The organism is Candidatus Pantoea symbiotica, from assembly GCF_056491525.1.
Window position 1 is genome coordinate 226,728 of the sequence record NZ_JBSZHR010000002.1, and the last position, 15,160, is coordinate 241,887.

A 15,160-nucleotide genomic window follows, 5' to 3' on the forward strand; every position below is an offset into this window, starting at 1 on the left:
TAACGGCGCTACAGAATCAGGCTGCCAAACAGGAAGCCGAACGCCACCGAGAAGGCAATCGCCAACACGCCGGGAATAATAAAGGAGTGGTTAAACACAAACTTGCCGATACGGGTTGAACCGGTGTCATCCATTTCGACGGCGGCCAGCAGCGTAGGATAGGTCGGCAGCACGAACAGCGCGGAAACCGCTGCAAAGGAGGCGACGGCGGCCAGCGGCGAGACGCCCAGCATCAACGCGGCAGGCATTAACGCTTTGGTGGTGGCGGCCTGCGAATAGAGCAGCGTGGCGGCGAAGAACAGCACCAGCGCCAGCATCCACGGATAACCTTGCAGCATGTCGCCGGCTAACGCCTGGATATCGTTAAGGTGCGCTTTAACGAAGGTATCGCCCAGCCACGCCACGCCCATCACGCAGATACAGGCGCTCATGCCTGATTTAAAGGTGCTGGCGCTGAGGATTTCACCGGTATCGACTTTGCAGGTCAGGCAAATTAGCGTGGCAACGGTCAGCATAAACACCACGATGGCTTCGTTGCGCGGCAGCACTGGATTGGTGATGAGGCCAACGCTGTCGCTAATCGCGGTGGCGTAGAGCACCACGGCGGCAATGCCGATCAGGAAGAGGAAGACAGCACGCTTCGCGCCTGGTTTGATGTCATAAACCTGCTCGCCGCGTAGCTTCACTTCGCCTTTTGCTAAACGCGCCTGGTAAACCTCATCATCCTTAAGCTCCTTGCCAAGGAAGCTGGTGATGATGGCGGCGCAGAAGATTGCTGCCATGGTAGAGGGAATCGCGACACCTAACAGCGCCAGATAACTTACGCCGCGCGGTTCAAGAATGGAGGCGAAAAACACCACTGCCGCAGAAAGCGGCGACGCGGTGATGGCAATCTGCGAGGCGACGACCGCAATCGACAGCGGACGTGAAGGGCGTACGCCTTGCTCTTTCGCCACTTCAGCAATCACCGGCAAGGTGGAGAAGGCGGTGTGGCCGGTACCGGCGAGCAGCGTCATGACGTAGGTGACCAGCGGCGCGAGGAAGGTGACATAGCGCGGATGACGGCGCAGCAGGCGTTCGGCCAATCCCACCAGGTAGTCGAGACCGCCGGCGATCTGCATCGCGGCAATCGCGGCAATCACCGCCATGATAATTTCGATCACATCGAAGGGAATCGCGCCGGGCTTTAAGCCGCAAATCAGCGTTAACGCCAGCACACCTAAACCGCCCGCGAAACCGATGCCGATGCCGCCAAGACGCGCACCGAGCCAGATCGCCAGCAGGACAATAACTAACTCCACTACTACCATTCGTTCCGCTCCCTGAGCCGTGGATCAATTTCGACTCTTAAAGTTGTAGCCGCCAAAATGAAAAAAGCACGCCGCATTGTATACGGGCGTGCTTTTGGCAACTTGATCCGGAACGGATTACTGTTCGTTTTCGTCGGTGTAGCGTTTGGCTTTATATACCGGATGCATCAGGTTCTGAATGGAGAAAATATCGTCCAGTTCGGTTTCCGTCAGCAGGCCGCGCTCCAGCACCACTTCACGTACGCTCTTGCCGGTTTCGGCACAAATCTTACCGACGATGTCGCCGTTGTGATGGCCGATGTACGGGTTGAGGTAGGTGACGATACCAATCGAGTTGAACACGTAAGCTTCACACACCGCTTTGTTGGCGGTGATGCCGTTAACGCATTTTTCCAGCAGGTTGAAGCAGGCGTTCGTCAGGATGCTGATCGATTCGAACAGCGCCTGGCCAATTACCGGCTCCATCACGTTGAGCTGCAGCTGACCCGCTTCAGACGCCATGGTGACGGTGATGTCATTGCCGATCACTTTGAAGCACACCTGATTCACCACTTCTGGCACCACCGGATTCACTTTGGCGGGCATGATTGATGAACCGGCCTGCAGTTCTGGCAGGTTGATCTCATTCAGGCCGGCGCGCGGACCGGAAGAGAGCAGGCGCAGGTCGTTACAGATTTTCGACAGTTTCACCGCCAGACGTTTCAGCGCTGAGTGCACCATCACGTATGCGCCGCAGTCGGACGTGGCTTCAATCAGATCTTCTGCAGGCACCACAGGCAGATTACTCACTTCCGCCAGACGCTGCACCGCCAACTGCTGGTAGCCATCAGGCGTGTTGAGACGGGTACCGATGGCGGTAGCGCCAAGGTTCACTTCCAGCAGCAGTTCAGCGGTACGCAGAATGCTGCGGGTCTCTTCATTCAGCAGCACGTTAAACGCGTGGAACTCCTGGCCGAGCGTCATCGGCACCGCATCCTGTAGCTGGGTACGGCCCATTTTCAGGATGTTTTCGAACTCAACCGCTTTGCGCTGGAAACCTTCGCTCAGCTGATTGATGCCGTCGAGCAGTTTCAGGATCGAGGCGTAAACCGCGATACGGAAACCGGTTGGATAAGCGTCATTGGTAGACTGACACTTGTTCACGTGATCGTTGGGATTGAGGTACTGATATTCACCTTTCTGGTGGCCCATCAGCTCCAAACCGATGTTGGCCAGCACTTCATTGGTGTTCATGTTGACCGAGGTGCCCGCGCCGCCCTGATAGACGTCAACCGGGAACTGATCCATGCATTTACCGTTATTCAGGACTTCATCACAGGCCTGAATAATGGTGTTGGCGATATTGCGGGGAATGGTCTGCAACTCTTTGTTGGCGAGCGCGGCTGCTTTCTTCACCATCACCATACCGCGGACAAACTCCGGTATGTCGCTGATTTTACTATTACTAATATAGAAGTTTTCAATCGCACGCAGAGTATGAACACCGTAGTAAGCGTCTGCCGGAACTTCGCGCATGCCTAACAGGTCTTCTTCGATACGAATGTTGTTCGCCATGATTACCTTCTTATTATTGCTGCCTGGTTACTGCCGGGCGCCCGGATGGACGGGCGGCAATTAACGTGCAGGTGAAGCGATTATATTGTCGTGGAATGTCAGCGCCGACATATTATCCATCTTCGCGCTGACGGGCACGATCATATTCTGATGTTACAGAATTGTTTGTGCACAGATCACTTTACGGGCTTTTACAGGCCCAGCGGTAATAACGATATGTGATGTACTTCGCAATTTTAAGTCAGTGGGAAAAAAATGGCAGGATCGGTTGAAAATGCCGGTGCAAATGCCCATCTCTATCAATACGGTCCTACAGACCATCCCTTTCTGCTGCCTGGCAATTTGCGGGGCAGCTCCAACTCACAGGAGAATTCGGTGCGCTGGTTACCGTTAGTGATTTTTTTTGTTTTGGCCTGGATTGAAATCTCAATCTTCATTCAGGTCGCGCATGCGCTGGGTGTGCTGCTCACCATGCTGCTGGTGATCTTCACCTCGTGTATTGGTGTTTCGCTGGTGAAAAATCAGGGCATGAAGAACTTCCGGCTGATGCAGGAGAAGCTGGCGCGTAACGAAAGCCCGGCGGCTGAGATGACCAAAAGCGTTTCGCTGATCATCTCCGGCTTCCTGCTGCTGTTGCCGGGTTTCTTTACCGACTTCCTCGGTTTACTGCTGCTGTTGCCGCCGGTGCAGAAGCACCTGACGTTGAAGCTGATGCCGCATCTGCGCGTGTGGCGCGGACCGGGCGCCGGTCCGGATGCTGGTTTCACCGTGGATGGTGAATACGAGCGCAAAGATCAGGACCGAATTGGTCACGATAAGGACCAATAAATTCATCAAGGCGGCGCAAGCCGCCTTTTTGCTGCATTTTTCGCCATCTGTTGCAGAAACGAAAATATTTATATTTTTTGCCCTTGAAAGCCCACTTATTGCCCCTATCTCTTCCAGCACGAGGCCGGAAGCCATGCAGTCCGGTTCAACCCCAAAAAATGAATGATTGGACTTCTCAAAGGAGAGCTATCAAATGAAAATTCGTCCATTGCACGATCGCGTCATCGTCAAGCGTAAAGAAGTTGAAGCTAAATCAGCGGGCGGCATCGTGCTGACCGGTTCAGCTGCCGGTAAATCTACCCGCGGTGAAGTCCTGGCTGTTGGCAAAGGCCGCATCCTGGAAAACGGTGAAGTTAAGCCACTGGACGTAAAAGTGGGTGATCTGGTGATTTTCAGCGAAGGCTACGGTGCTAAAACCGAGAAAATCGACAACGAAGAAGTTCTGATCATCTCCGAAAGCGACATCCTTGCAGTAGTTGAAGCGTAATTTACGCGTAATTCACTGAACGAAACGAATTTAAGGGATATTTGAAATGGCAGCTAAAGACGTAAAATTCGGTAATGACGCACGCGTGAAAATGCTGCGTGGCGTAAACGTACTGGCAGATGCAGTAAAAGTTACCCTTGGCCCGAAAGGCCGTAACGTGGTTCTGGATAAATCTTTTGGTGCACCGACCATCACTAAAGATGGTGTTTCTGTTGCGCGTGAAATCGAGCTGGAAGACAAGTTCGAGAACATGGGTGCACAGATGGTGAAAGAAGTTGCCTCTAAAGCGAACGACGCAGCAGGCGACGGCACCACCACCGCAACCGTTCTGGCTCAGGCGATCATCACTGAAGGCCTGAAAGCTGTGGCTGCGGGCATGAACCCGATGGATCTGAAGCGCGGTATCGATAAAGCAGTTATCGCTGCCGTTGAAGAACTGAAAGCGCTGTCTGTACCTTGCCAGGATTCACGCGCTATCGCACAGGTTGGTACCATCTCTGCTAACTCCGACGAAACTGTTGGTACTCTGATCGCTGACGCGATGGATAAAGTGGGCAAAGAAGGCGTTATCACCGTTGAAGAAGGCACCGGCCTGCAAGACGAGCTGGACGTAGTTGAAGGTATGCAGTTTGATCGCGGCTACCTGTCTCCGTACTTCATCAACAAGCCAGAAACAGGCGCAGTTGAGCTGGAAACCCCGTTCATCCTGCTGGCTGACAAGAAAATCTCTAACATCCGCGAAATGCTGCCAGTGCTGGAAGCCGTTGCTAAAGCCGGTAAGCCACTGCTGATCATTGCAGAAGACGTGGAAGGTGAAGCACTGGCAACGCTGGTGGTGAACACCATGCGCGGTATCGTGAAAGTGGCTGCGGTTAAAGCACCTGGCTTCGGCGACCGTCGTAAAGCCATGCTGCAGGATATCGCTATCCTGACCGGCGGTACCGTGATCTCTGAAGAGATCGGTATGGAGCTGGAAAAAGCTACCCTGGAAGATCTGGGTCAGGCTAAGCGTGTTGTGATTAACAAAGACACCACCACCATCATCGATGGTGTGGGCGATCAAGGCGCTATCTCTGGCCGTGTTACTCAGATTCGTCAGCAGATCGAAGAAGCGACCTCTGATTACGACAAAGAGAAACTGCAGGAGCGCGTAGCGAAACTGGCAGGCGGCGTTGCCGTTCTGAAAGTGGGCGCAGCAACTGAAGTTGAAATGAAAGAGAAGAAAGCACGCGTTGAAGATGCTCTGCACGCGACCCGTGCTGCAGTAGAAGAAGGCGTGGTTGCTGGTGGTGGTGTGGCGCTGGTTCGCGTTGCAGCGAAAATCGCCGCATCTGGCCTGAAAGGCGATAACGAAGATCAGAACGTGGGTATCAAAGTTGCGCTGCGCGCAATGGAAGCGCCACTGCGTCAGATCGTTTCTAACGCCGGCGAAGAGCCTTCAGTTGTTGCTAACAACGTGAAAGCGGGCGACGGTAACTACGGTTACAACGCGCAGACCGAAGAGTACGGCAACATGATCGACTTCGGTATCCTGGACCCAACCAAAGTGACCCGTTCTGCGCTGCAGTACGCTTCATCTGTTGCGGGCCTGATGATCACCACCGAAGCGATGGTGACCGATCTGCCTAAAAACGATGCACCTGATTTAGGTGGCGCTGGCGGTATGGGTGGCATGGGCGGAATGGGCGGCATGATGTAATTGCCCCTGACTGCTTAAGTCATCTGGAAAACCCCCGATCGGAAACGGTCGGGGGTTTTTCTTTTGCTGGGGAACAAGGTATAAGTAAGGGCGCAATACTTCGGCTTTACGGGTTTAGGGCAATGAATGTTCAGAAAAAAAGTGCGCTTTTCTGCTACGCTGCCGCCCGACACTGATGATAATAAATGGGGATTACAATGCGGATTAACCTCTTGCTCGGTCTGGCAGTCGGAACTTTACTGCTGGCGGGCTGTAGCAGCTCCAATCAACTGAGTGCTGGCGGCGAACGTGTGACCTTCGTCGACCAACAACCCGCGAGTCAATGTCAGCTGCTGGGAACGCTTACCGGCTCCCAGAGCAACTGGCTGAGCGGTTCAGGCGGTGAAGGCAGTTCACTGCGTGGCGCAGCTAACGACCTGCGTAACCGCGCGGCTGAAATGGGCGGCAACGTGATTTATGGCGCCACCAGCCCGACGCAGAATTTGCTGTCAGCTTTCGCGCCGCTCGATAGCAAAATGACCGGCCAGGTGTATAAGTGCCCGTGATTTTTCCGGCCTAATTGCCTGAAAGGTCCAATGCAAAATGGCCGAAGCGATTCGGCCATTTTGTTACTTCCTCAATGCGGACATCTCATTCCGCACCCGCGCCAGCTCTTCTTGTGCTTCAGCGAGTTCCTCTTGTTTATCTTCTAGCTTACGCTGATATTTGCGAATTTTTTTCGCATCTCCATCTGCGCGTGCGCGTTGTAAATCAAACTCGATTTCACGAATAGATTTCTGCTTATCCGCTACTTTATCGTTGAGTTTATCGAGTTGGCGTTGAGTATCTGAAATGACGTTACTGCGAGTGCAATGCGTATCCAGTTCTGCGAGAGCGCTGCGCAGTCCGTTGATACGCGAATAATTATTATTGGCCTCAGCGTAACGTAATTCTTCACTAATTGCCGCGTGACGCGTGGCACAATCCTGAGCGGCGTGGGTTTTCATACTAAAAACCAAACTCACTGACAACAGTGCCAGCAGCGTTAATGCCACCTTTTTCATACATGCTCCTGTATAACCTAAGCACACCATGTGCCTAATAATTTCAGGAGCTGTTATAGCGGAATGCTGAGTAGGAAGCGTTAAGGCGGGTCTTGGTTACTCTTGCCGTAACTGTAAATCCAGCGGCGTCTTGCTTGGCTCGCCGCCAATCTCACGCGCCAGTTTTGGCACCATATAACCGGACACCATCACCAGCAGCTGGCGCACCAGCACGCGCGCTTCCTCATCTGAAACAAAGAAGTGCGCCGCGCCTTGCACCTTATCCAGCACGTGCAGGTAGTAGGGCAGAATGCCGGCATCAAACAGCGCATTACTAAGATCCGCCAGCGTCTGCGCATCATCATTCACATCACGCAGCAACACGCTCTGATTAAGCAGCGTAACGCCTGCACGCTTCAGCATCTGCATGCCGTAACGCAGCTCGTCATCAATTTCCTGCGCGTGGTTGATATGGCTCACCATCAACACCTGCAGACGCGTGTCGGCCAGAATCTGACACAAGCCTTCAGTGATGCGCGCCGGGATCACCACCGGCAAGCGGGTGTGAATACGCAGGCGTTTGAGGTGCGGGATTTTTTCCAGCGCGTCCACCAGCCATGCCAGCTCATGATCTTTCGCCATCAGCGGATCGCCGCCGGAGAAGATAATCTCATCCAGTTCCGGATGCGTGGCGATGTAATCAATCGCCGCCTGCCAGTTGCGCTTGTTGCCCTGGTTATCCTGATAGGGAAAATGACGGCGGAAACAGTAGCGGCAGTTGACCGCACAGCCGCCTTTTACCAGCAGCAGCGCACGGTTTCTATACTTATGCAGTAAACCCGGCACCACACTGCTTTGTTCATCCAGCGGATCGGTGCTATAACCTGGCGCATCAATAAATTCCTGACGGCTGGTGAGCACTTGCAGCAGCAGCGGGTCCGTTGCATCGCCTTTTTTCATGCGTGCGATGAAGGCGCGCGGTACGCGCAGGGCGAAAAGCTTGCGTGCATCAGCGCCTGCAGCCAGATCAGCATGCTGATCAAGAGATAAAAGTTGCAGTAATTCAGCAGGTTCGGTGACAACATCAGCTAGTTGCTGCAACCAATCTTCTCTGACGGGGGGATTTAGGGTTACAATGTGTGCCATTTTTTTGGCTATTTACCAGTTCAATATTTACAGAGGGCCTTTATGGCGACTTATCTTAGCAACGATTTCCGTCCCGGTCTTAAAATCATGTTCGAAGGCGAGCCATATGCCATCGAAGCCAGTGAGTTCGTTAAGCCGGGTAAAGGCCAGGCATTTGCGCGCGTAAAAATGCGTCGTCTGCTGACCGGTTCTCGCGTTGAGAAGACCTTCAAATCTACTGACTCTGCCGAAGGCGCAGACGTTCGTGATATGACGCTGCAATACTCTTACAACGACGGCGACTTCTTCTACTTCATGCACCCGGAATCTTTCGAGCAGTATCAGATCGAATCTAAAGTGCTGGATGACGTGACCAAGTGGCTGCAGGACAATGCAGATTGTATCGTTACCCTGTGGAACGATAAAGCGATCGCTGTTCAGCCACCAAACTTCATCGAAGCTGAAGTTATCGAAACCGATCCAGGCCTGAAGGGTGATACCGCAGGTACCGGCGGTAAGCCAGCTACGCTGTCGACTGGCGCGGTAATCAAAGTGCCACTGTTCGTACAGATTGGCGAAGTGGTAAAAGTGGATACCCGCTCTGGCGAATACGTTTCTCGCGTAAAATAATCGTCAAATCAGGCGCATCATTGATGCGCCTTTTTTCTCTCTGTGTGTTTCCCTTCTCTTTTTTCATCCGCCCAATCCGCAGTTTTACAGATCAAGACTATGCTTTAAGAGCTGTACTTTTACTGCAACCAAAAAGGATATGGCTATGTTAAAGAAAAGTATTGTCGCGATTTTTTCCGTGCTGGTGCTCTCATCCGTTCTGACCGCTTGTAACACCACGCGTGGTGTTGGCGAAGATGTTCAGGCGGGCGGCAAAGCGATTCAGCGCAGCGCACAGTAAGATATTCCGGTGTGAAAGCGACTTTCGCACCGGTTCTCTCTATTTCTGCTCCACCCAAATCAGTTCATCCACCGGGAATCCGGCACTTCTGGCCTGTTCAACCAAACGTTGTTTAACGCTTTCATCCAGTTGCGGCGTACGCGACAAAATCCACAAGTAGCTACGATTCGGTCCGCACACCAGCGCATAGCGATAGTCAGGATCCAAGGCAATCACGTTGTAACCGCCATAGAACGGGCCAAAGAATGACACTTTAAGCGAGGCGCGCTGTTTATCGCCGGTGAAGTAGGCTTTGCCCACGCTCTCCTGCCAGCGCTGTTTCTGCTGATTGTAGCCACGGTTGATCACCTTCAAGCCGCCATCGTCGCGCGGACTATAATTGGCAGTAACCTGTTGTAATCCGCGCTCAAAGCGGTGATCGAGGCGGGCGATTTCATACCATTGGCCGAGATAGCGTTGACTATCGAAACCTTCTACCACCGTGACGCCTTTGGGCGGTGTGGTTGAGCAGGCAACGGAGAGAAAGGCACTCAGGCTGGCGAGCAGGGTTTTCCATGGGGACATTGTGGGATTCCTTTACAATTTTAATGGGTTAAGTATAGCTGCCCGATACCAAATTGCTGCCTGCGCCCGCTGTCGTTGTTTGCTATCGGCAATGCGGGTAGACTTCCACCCCTTATCTGTATGAGGAGTCATCAACATGAGCGAAACGGCAAGCTGGCAGCCGAGCGCATCCATTGCCAATTTGTTGAAACGCGCCGCTATCATAGCGGAAATACGTCGTTTCTTTGCCGATCGCGGCGTGCTGGAGGTTGATACCCCGGCGATGAGCCAGGCGACCATCACTGACATCCATCTGGTGCCGTTCCAGACGCGTTTTGTTGGGCCAGGCGCAGCCGAAGGGCGCGATCTGTGGCTGATGACCAGTCCGGAATATCACATGAAGCGCCTGCTGGCGGCCGGAAGCGGCCCGATTTACCAGATGGGTCGCAGCTTCCGTAATGAAGAAGCCGGGCGTCACCACAATCCCGAGTTCACCATGCTGGAGTGGTATCGTCCGCACTACGACATGTACCGCCTGATGAATGAAGTTGACGATTTGATGCAGCAGGTGCTGGAGTGCGATAGCGCGGAATCGCTGTCGTATCAGCAGGCATTTATCCGTCATCTGGAAGTGGATCCGCTGTCAGCCGATAAAGCACAGCTGCGCGAAGTCGCGGAGAAGCTGGGCGAGGGCGAGCTGGCGAATCGTGAAGAAGACCGCGATACGCTGCTGCAACTGCTGTTTATGCTGGGCGTTGAACCGAAAATTGGTAACGATAAGCCGTGCTTCGTCTACCACTTCCCGGCAACACAGGCCGCGCTGGCAGAGATTAGTACCGAAGATCACCGCGTCGCCGAGCGTTTCGAGGTCTATTACAAAGGGATTGAGCTGGCGAACGGTTTCCGTGAGTTAACCGATAGCCGTGAGCAGCGTCAGCGTTTTGAGCAGGACAATCGTCGTCGTGCGGCGCGTGGCCTGCCGCAACATCCTATCGATACCAATTTGCTGGATGCGCTGGCGCACGGTATGCCTGCCTGTTCTGGCGTGGCGTTGGGCGTAGATCGTTTGATCATGCTGGCGCTGAAAGCCAGCTCGCTGAGCGAAGTGATCGCCTTTCCGGTCGATCGCAGCTAAATCATAAGGGCGCGCAAGCGCCCTTATGGCGTGGTGGTGGCGGGCGCGGTCACTTCCGGGAATTCCTGAATCGTCACCGGCAAGGTCATTTTCTTTTCATTGCGCAAAATCTGCACGTCAATCACCGAACCCGGACGAATTTCTGCCACCTGATCCATGGTTTCCTGCGCTGAGAGCGCCGGTTTGCCATTCACTTCCAGCAGCACGTCATTAGCCTGAATGCCGGCGCTATCGGCGGGGCCGCCCGGCGTGACGTCGCTAACGATAATGCCCTGTACGCGATCGAGATTATTGCCCTGGCCATGCAGCGGCGGCAGTTCGCGTCCGGTAATGCCGATATAGCCGCGAATCACCCGGCCATCACGAATCAGCTTATCCATGATTTTGCTCGCCAGCGCGGTAGGAATGGCGAAACCAATCCCTTCCGGCGTTTCGCCATCGCTGCTTTTATCAAACGTCAGGGTATTAATGCCCATCAGTTCGCCCAGCGAGTTAATCAATGCGCCGCCCGAGTTGCCCTGATTGATTGAGGCATCGGTTTGCAGGAAGTTTTGTCGTCCGGATGAGCTCAGGCCCACGCGTCCGGTGGCGCTGATAATGCCTTGCGTCACGGTTTGGCCGAGATTATACGGATTGCCGATCGCCATGACGACGTCGCCGATGTGCGCGATACGTTTGGCGTTGATGGGGATAACCGGCAAGTTAGAGGCGCTGATTTTCAACACCGCTAAATCGGTCATGGCATCGGAACCCACTAAGGTGGCTTCGAAGAAGCGTCCATCCTGCAGCGCGACGATGATCTGATCGGCGTTATTAATCACATGTTTATTCGTGAGGATGTAGCCTTTGCCGTTCATGATTACGCCGGAGCCGAGCGTGGTGATGCCGCGATTATTGTTGCCATGGGCGCTGCGGTTATAGACGTTGACGACTGCGGGCACGGCGCGTCGCACACCCTGATTAAAACTAACGGGTGCTTCATCGTCGCTATTGTCATGTTCAAAGGTGATGTTGCTGCCCATACGCAGCGCAGGGATCGCGACAAGCAGTAAGCCAGCCACGATCAGGCCCATCACCACAGAACGCAAAAGTTTAAGAAACATGGTGTTATTTCAAGCCAGGTGAGATCGCAGGGCAGAATAGCATGAGAAAGGCGGACAAACACCTGCTTGTCCGCCTGATGCGAGGATTATCGCAGAAGCAGGTAAATACTCTCTTCGCCGCGCACCACGTTCAGTGCCAGCACCGGCGGTTTGCCTTCCAGCACTTTGCGCATTTCGGCAATTGAAGCGACGCGATTACGGTTCACGCCGATGATCACATCGTCTTTCTGCAAACCAACTTGCTCTGCTGGTGTGCCTTTTTCGATGGCATCGACTTTCACGCCTTTATCACCGGTTTTGGTCGTGCCGTCGCTCAGCGTTGCGCCTTGCAGTGCCGGAGACATCAATTGTGCGCTGGCGGTGGTTTGCGCGCTCTGTTCCAGTGTAACGGTGACGTTTACCGGTTTGCCTTCACGCAGCAGGCCGATTTTCACGTCCTGGCCCGGCGGCGTGGTACCGACTTTCACGCGCAGCTCAGCAAAGCTGGTGATCGGCTTATCATTGATCGAGGTAATGATATCGCCGGCTTTGATGCCTGCTTTCTCGGCGGCTGACTTCGGCAGCACTTCCGAAACAAAGGCACCGCGCTGCGCATCAACGTTAAACGCTTTGGCGATATCGGCGGTCATTTCCGTGCCTTTGATGCCGAGCTGGCCGCGCTTCACTTCGCCGAACTGAATCAGCTGATGCGCCAGATTCATCGCCATGTTGGCAGGAATGGCGAAGCCAATGCCGATGTTGCCGCCGCTCGAGGCCAGAATCGCGGTGTTGATACCAATCAACTCGCCATTCAGGTTCACCAGCGCTCCGCCGGAGTTACCGCGGTTAATCGCGGCATCGGTCTGAATGAAGTTTTCCAGACCTTCCAGATTCAGGCCGCTACGACCGAGCGCAGAGATGATGCCCGATGTGGCCGTTTGCCCCAGACCAAACGGATTTCCGATGGCCACGGCAAAATCACCCACTTTGAGCGAATCGGAATCGGCGATTTTTATCTGCGTGAGATTTTTCGCGCCTTCAACCTGAATCAATGCGATGTCGGTTTGTTCATCGTGACCAATTAACTTAGCGTCATATTCGTTGCCGTCACCCAACTGCACGCTAATTTTATCGGCGTTGCTGACCACATGGTTGTTGGTGAGGATGTAGCCTTTAGCGGCATCGATGATCACGCCAGAACCCAGACCTTCAAAGGGCTGCGGCTGAGATTGTCCCGGCGCCTGACCAAAAAAGCGCTTCAGCGGTTCAGGAATCTCCTGCGCCTGCTGGCCGCTGTCGGTACCTTCAACACGCACGCTCACTACTGCGGGCAGAACTTTTTCCAGCATCGGTGCCAGGCTTGGCAATGCTTGTCCCTGAATCTGGGCGGGAAGAGTCGCCAGCGCACTCGGCGCCGCAGCCAAACTCATCCCGATACCCAAGGCTAATGCGCTTAACAGACGTGCTTGTTTTTTCATTGCTACAACGCTCTCGCTGCGAAAGGGATAAAAGAAGTGTGACAGTAGTTTGTGGTTTGTGTTCGAAAACAAAAAGGGCACAGCCAAGCTGTGCCCCAAAAGGATTAATTACGCGGTGCGCGGTCGCTGCCACGTAACAGGCCGGATGCGCCTTCAGAGTAATCGCGCGGCATCTGTACCGGCGCCTGATCGTTATCCGCTTCGGCTTCCGTTAGCTGGTAGGCAAACGGGTTTTTCTCGCCTGGCAGGTTTGGCAGCAGGTCGTTAGAACCTTTCGCCATGTGCTGATACAGCTGGCGATAATCATGCGCCATGTTGTCCAGCAGCTCGGCGCTGCGTGCGAAGTGGTTAGTGAGCTCCTCGCGGTAATCCGCCAGCTCCGACTTCGTTTTTTCCAGTTCATACTGCATGCTACGCTGCTCGCGCAGCTTCTTGTTGCCAAAACGCATGACGACTGCGCCGACAATAATGCCAATCACTAAACCAATCAGCCCGTATTCCCAGGTCATAATGACTCCCGTGTAATTTCCGTTGTTTCGTAGGGCATTGCTTCTGTTGCAACATCAACTTCAATAGCAGCCACTATACCCAATAATCTATTGGAAGTGGAACTATCGGGCTGCATCGCTTAGTGTAGAGCGGCCTATTTTTCGTCAACCGACCCGTGAATCGGACTTTTTCAGGGATTCTGAGAGAACCATGCAAACCTCATCTCCGCTTGCACGCTACGAGCAGGCGCTGTCGCAGGGCGAATTTCGCCCGGATGACGTACAACGAGAAGCGATTACCCGCTTAGATACCATCCAGCAAGGATTGATTGCCCGCCAGCAACAGGTTGAACCGGTTGCCAAAGGTCTGTTTGGTCGCTTGTCTAAGATGATTAATAAAGAGAAAAGCACCCGCGAAGCGCCCGTACGCGGCCTTTATATGTGGGGCGGTGTGGGACGCGGTAAAACCTGGGTGATGGATCTGTTTTTTCAGTCAATTCCTGGTGATCGTAAGCTGCGCCTGCATTTCCACCGCTTTATGCTGCGTGTCCATCAGGAACTGACGCAGCTGCAAGGCCACAGCGATCCGTTGTTGATTGTTGCCGATCGCTTTAAAGCAGAAACCGACATTCTTTGTTTCGATGAGTTTTTTGTCTCGGATATTACCGATGCGATGCTGCTGGGCACGCTGATGGAAGCACTGTTTGCGCGCGGCATTTCGCTGGTGGCAACCTCGAATATTCCGCCGGATGAGCTCTATCGCAATGGCCTGCAGCGCCCGCGTTTCCTGCCAGCTATCGAACAAATCAAGCGTCATTGTGACGTGATGAACGTTGACGCCGGCATCGATTACCGCTTGCGCACCTTAACCTCGGCGCATTTGTGGAACTTCCCGCTCAACGATGCCACGCACAGCGAAATGGAGCGCATGTTCCGCGCGCTGTCAGGCAAAGCGCGTGAAGACGCGCCGGTGCTGGAGATCAACCATCGCCAGATGCCGACGCTCGGCGTGCATGAAGGCGTGCTGGCGATCAACTTCCTGACGCTGTGCGGCGAAGGGCGCAGTCAGCACGACTATATTGAGCTCTCGCGCCGTTTTCACAGCGTCTTGCTGTATGATGTGCCGGTGATGATTTATAAGACCGAAGATCAGGCGCGCCGTTTCCTGGCGCTGATCGATGAGTTCTACGAACGCCACGTGAAACTGGTTGTCGCGGCTGAAACATCACTGTTTGAAATTTATCAGGGCACACGCTTGAAGTTTGAGTATCAGCGCTGCTTGTCGCGTTTGCAGGAGATGCAGAGCGAAGAGTATTTGCGTCTGCCGCATCTGCCCTGATGACGTGGCATAAATCGTAGGTTTTAGATGCAAAAAGGTTCGATCTTTGAGTTCGACTTCTCTATAATCTTGCGACCCCACGTTACAGCATCGGTTTTCTTTCCCAAGAACTCGATGTGATCCGGTAACTCACTTGAAGGGGTGGCTTGCTGGGCAAAAT

16 protein-coding genes are annotated in these 15,160 nt (G+C 53.8%); 8 read left to right on the forward strand and 8 right to left on the reverse strand.

Going from position 1 to position 15,160, the window contains the following annotated elements:
- Positions 1-8 precede the first annotated feature (8 nt).
- Positions 9-1,310 (reverse strand): anaerobic C4-dicarboxylate transporter, encoded by a 1,302-nt coding sequence (locus ACXIZX_RS01655; RefSeq protein ID WP_154154544.1) that lies wholly within the window; start codon positions 1,308-1,310, stop codon positions 9-11.
- 117 nt (positions 1,311-1,427) lie between these two features.
- A complete protein-coding gene (aspA, locus tag ACXIZX_RS01660; protein WP_008104424.1) occupies positions 1,428-2,864 on the reverse strand; it encodes an aspartate ammonia-lyase in 1,437 nt (478 codons plus the stop codon).
- Positions 2,865-3,239: 375 nt separating this feature from the next.
- Here aspA and ACXIZX_RS01665 point away from each other — a divergent pair, with 375 nt between their 5' ends.
- From ACXIZX_RS01665 to ACXIZX_RS01680, 4 genes are all read left to right on the forward strand, one after another.
- Complete coding sequence (locus ACXIZX_RS01665; protein WP_036648355.1) at positions 3,240-3,692, forward strand: FxsA family protein; 453 nt, start codon at positions 3,240-3,242, stop codon at positions 3,690-3,692.
- Between the two features lie 193 nt (positions 3,693-3,885).
- Entirely contained in the window at positions 3,886-4,179 is a 294-nt protein-coding gene (locus ACXIZX_RS01670) for a co-chaperone GroES (protein WP_008104420.1), read from the forward strand.
- A 46-nt stretch (positions 4,180-4,225) separates the two neighbouring features.
- Positions 4,226-5,878: a chaperonin GroEL gene (gene groL / locus ACXIZX_RS01675; RefSeq protein ID WP_008104418.1), complete on the forward strand. Its 1,653-nt coding sequence runs from the start codon at positions 4,226-4,228 to the stop codon at positions 5,876-5,878.
- A 197-nt stretch (positions 5,879-6,075) separates the two neighbouring features.
- The gene (locus tag ACXIZX_RS01680) at positions 6,076-6,423 is read left to right on the forward strand and encodes a DUF4156 domain-containing protein (RefSeq protein WP_008104416.1); all 348 of its coding nucleotides are present in this window, start codon (positions 6,076-6,078) and stop codon (positions 6,421-6,423) included.
- A gap of 63 nt (positions 6,424-6,486) precedes the next feature.
- Here the strand turns inward: ACXIZX_RS01680 and ACXIZX_RS01685 are convergent, their stop codons facing one another.
- Together ACXIZX_RS01685 and epmB are read right to left on the reverse strand one after the other, a co-directional pair.
- Positions 6,487-6,921 (reverse strand): DUF1090 domain-containing protein, encoded by a 435-nt coding sequence (locus ACXIZX_RS01685; RefSeq protein WP_061718296.1) that lies wholly within the window; start codon positions 6,919-6,921, stop codon positions 6,487-6,489.
- Positions 6,922-7,017: 96 nt separating this feature from the next.
- Complete coding sequence (epmB, locus tag ACXIZX_RS01690) at positions 7,018-8,046, reverse strand: EF-P beta-lysylation protein EpmB (RefSeq protein WP_179451879.1); 1,029 nt, start codon at positions 8,044-8,046, stop codon at positions 7,018-7,020.
- A 42-nt stretch (positions 8,047-8,088) separates the two neighbouring features.
- Between epmB and efp the strand changes: the two genes are divergently transcribed.
- Positions 8,089-8,655, forward strand: a complete 567-nt coding sequence (gene efp, locus ACXIZX_RS01695) for an elongation factor P (RefSeq protein ID WP_008104410.1) — start codon at positions 8,089-8,091, stop codon at positions 8,653-8,655.
- Positions 8,656-8,800: 145 nt separating this feature from the next.
- Positions 8,801-8,935 carry an entericidin A/B family lipoprotein gene (locus tag ACXIZX_RS01700; RefSeq protein ID WP_008104408.1) on the forward strand — a complete coding sequence of 45 codons (135 nt, stop codon included), beginning with the start codon at positions 8,801-8,803 and terminating at the stop codon, positions 8,933-8,935.
- Positions 8,936-8,974: 39 nt separating this feature from the next.
- On the opposite strand, the gene ACXIZX_RS01705 is transcribed toward ACXIZX_RS01700, so the two are convergent.
- Complete coding sequence (locus ACXIZX_RS01705; protein WP_179451880.1) at positions 8,975-9,499, reverse strand: lipocalin family protein; 525 nt, start codon at positions 9,497-9,499, stop codon at positions 8,975-8,977.
- A gap of 136 nt (positions 9,500-9,635) precedes the next feature.
- Between ACXIZX_RS01705 and epmA the strand changes: the two genes are divergently transcribed.
- Positions 9,636-10,613 (forward strand): elongation factor P--(R)-beta-lysine ligase, encoded by a 978-nt coding sequence (gene epmA / locus ACXIZX_RS01710; RefSeq protein ID WP_008104404.1) that lies wholly within the window; start codon positions 9,636-9,638, stop codon positions 10,611-10,613.
- A gap of 23 nt (positions 10,614-10,636) precedes the next feature.
- Here epmA and degS read toward each other — a convergent pair whose 3' ends face one another.
- From degS to zapG, 3 genes are all read right to left on the reverse strand, one after another.
- Positions 10,637-11,716: an outer membrane-stress sensor serine endopeptidase DegS gene (degS, locus tag ACXIZX_RS01715; RefSeq protein ID WP_008104403.1), complete on the reverse strand. Its 1,080-nt coding sequence runs from the start codon at positions 11,714-11,716 to the stop codon at positions 10,637-10,639.
- Between the two features lie 86 nt (positions 11,717-11,802).
- Positions 11,803-13,173: a serine endoprotease DegQ gene (degQ, locus tag ACXIZX_RS01720; RefSeq protein WP_179451881.1), complete on the reverse strand. Its 1,371-nt coding sequence runs from the start codon at positions 13,171-13,173 to the stop codon at positions 11,803-11,805.
- A gap of 104 nt (positions 13,174-13,277) precedes the next feature.
- On the reverse strand, positions 13,278-13,682 hold the full coding sequence (gene zapG / locus ACXIZX_RS01725; protein ID WP_008104398.1) for a Z-ring associated protein ZapG: 405 nt from the start codon (positions 13,680-13,682) through the stop codon (positions 13,278-13,280).
- A gap of 190 nt (positions 13,683-13,872) precedes the next feature.
- Between zapG and zapE the strand changes: the two genes are divergently transcribed.
- On the forward strand, positions 13,873-15,000 hold the full coding sequence (gene zapE, locus ACXIZX_RS01730) for a cell division protein ZapE (RefSeq protein ID WP_479403508.1): 1,128 nt from the start codon (positions 13,873-13,875) through the stop codon (positions 14,998-15,000).
- Positions 15,001-15,160: the final 160 nt, after the last annotated feature.

What these genes read in the sequence shown, in the direction of transcription:
- ACXIZX_RS01655 (WP_154154544.1), bottom strand. Translation starts at nt 1,310, where the DNA reads ATGGTAGTAGTGGAGTTAGTTATTGTCCTGCTGGCGATCTGGCTCGGT.
- zapG (WP_008104398.1), bottom strand. Translation starts at nt 13,682, where the DNA reads ATGACCTGGGAATACGGGCTGATTGGTTTAGTGATTGGCATTATTGTC.
- epmA (WP_008104404.1), top strand. Translation starts at nt 9,636, where the DNA reads ATGAGCGAAACGGCAAGCTGGCAGCCGAGCGCATCCATTGCCAATTTG.
- ACXIZX_RS01680 (WP_008104416.1), top strand. Translation starts at nt 6,076, where the DNA reads ATGCGGATTAACCTCTTGCTCGGTCTGGCAGTCGGAACTTTACTGCTG.
- zapE (WP_479403508.1), top strand. Translation starts at nt 13,873, where the DNA reads ATGCAAACCTCATCTCCGCTTGCACGCTACGAGCAGGCGCTGTCGCAG.
- ACXIZX_RS01700 (WP_008104408.1), top strand. Translation starts at nt 8,801, where the DNA reads ATGTTAAAGAAAAGTATTGTCGCGATTTTTTCCGTGCTGGTGCTCTCA.
- ACXIZX_RS01685 (WP_061718296.1), bottom strand. Translation starts at nt 6,921, where the DNA reads ATGAAAAAGGTGGCATTAACGCTGCTGGCACTGTTGTCAGTGAGTTTG.
- epmB (WP_179451879.1), bottom strand. Translation starts at nt 8,046, where the DNA reads ATGGCACACATTGTAACCCTAAATCCCCCCGTCAGAGAAGATTGGTTG.
- degS (WP_008104403.1), bottom strand. Translation starts at nt 11,716, where the DNA reads ATGTTTCTTAAACTTTTGCGTTCTGTGGTGATGGGCCTGATCGTGGCT.
- efp (WP_008104410.1), top strand. Translation starts at nt 8,089, where the DNA reads ATGGCGACTTATCTTAGCAACGATTTCCGTCCCGGTCTTAAAATCATG.
- ACXIZX_RS01705 (WP_179451880.1), bottom strand. Translation starts at nt 9,499, where the DNA reads ATGTCCCCATGGAAAACCCTGCTCGCCAGCCTGAGTGCCTTTCTCTCC.
- aspA (WP_008104424.1), bottom strand. Translation starts at nt 2,864, where the DNA reads ATGGCGAACAACATTCGTATCGAAGAAGACCTGTTAGGCATGCGCGAA.
- degQ (WP_179451881.1), bottom strand. Translation starts at nt 13,173, where the DNA reads ATGAAAAAACAAGCACGTCTGTTAAGCGCATTAGCCTTGGGTATCGGG.
- ACXIZX_RS01670 (WP_008104420.1), top strand. Translation starts at nt 3,886, where the DNA reads ATGAAAATTCGTCCATTGCACGATCGCGTCATCGTCAAGCGTAAAGAA.
- groL (WP_008104418.1), top strand. Translation starts at nt 4,226, where the DNA reads ATGGCAGCTAAAGACGTAAAATTCGGTAATGACGCACGCGTGAAAATG.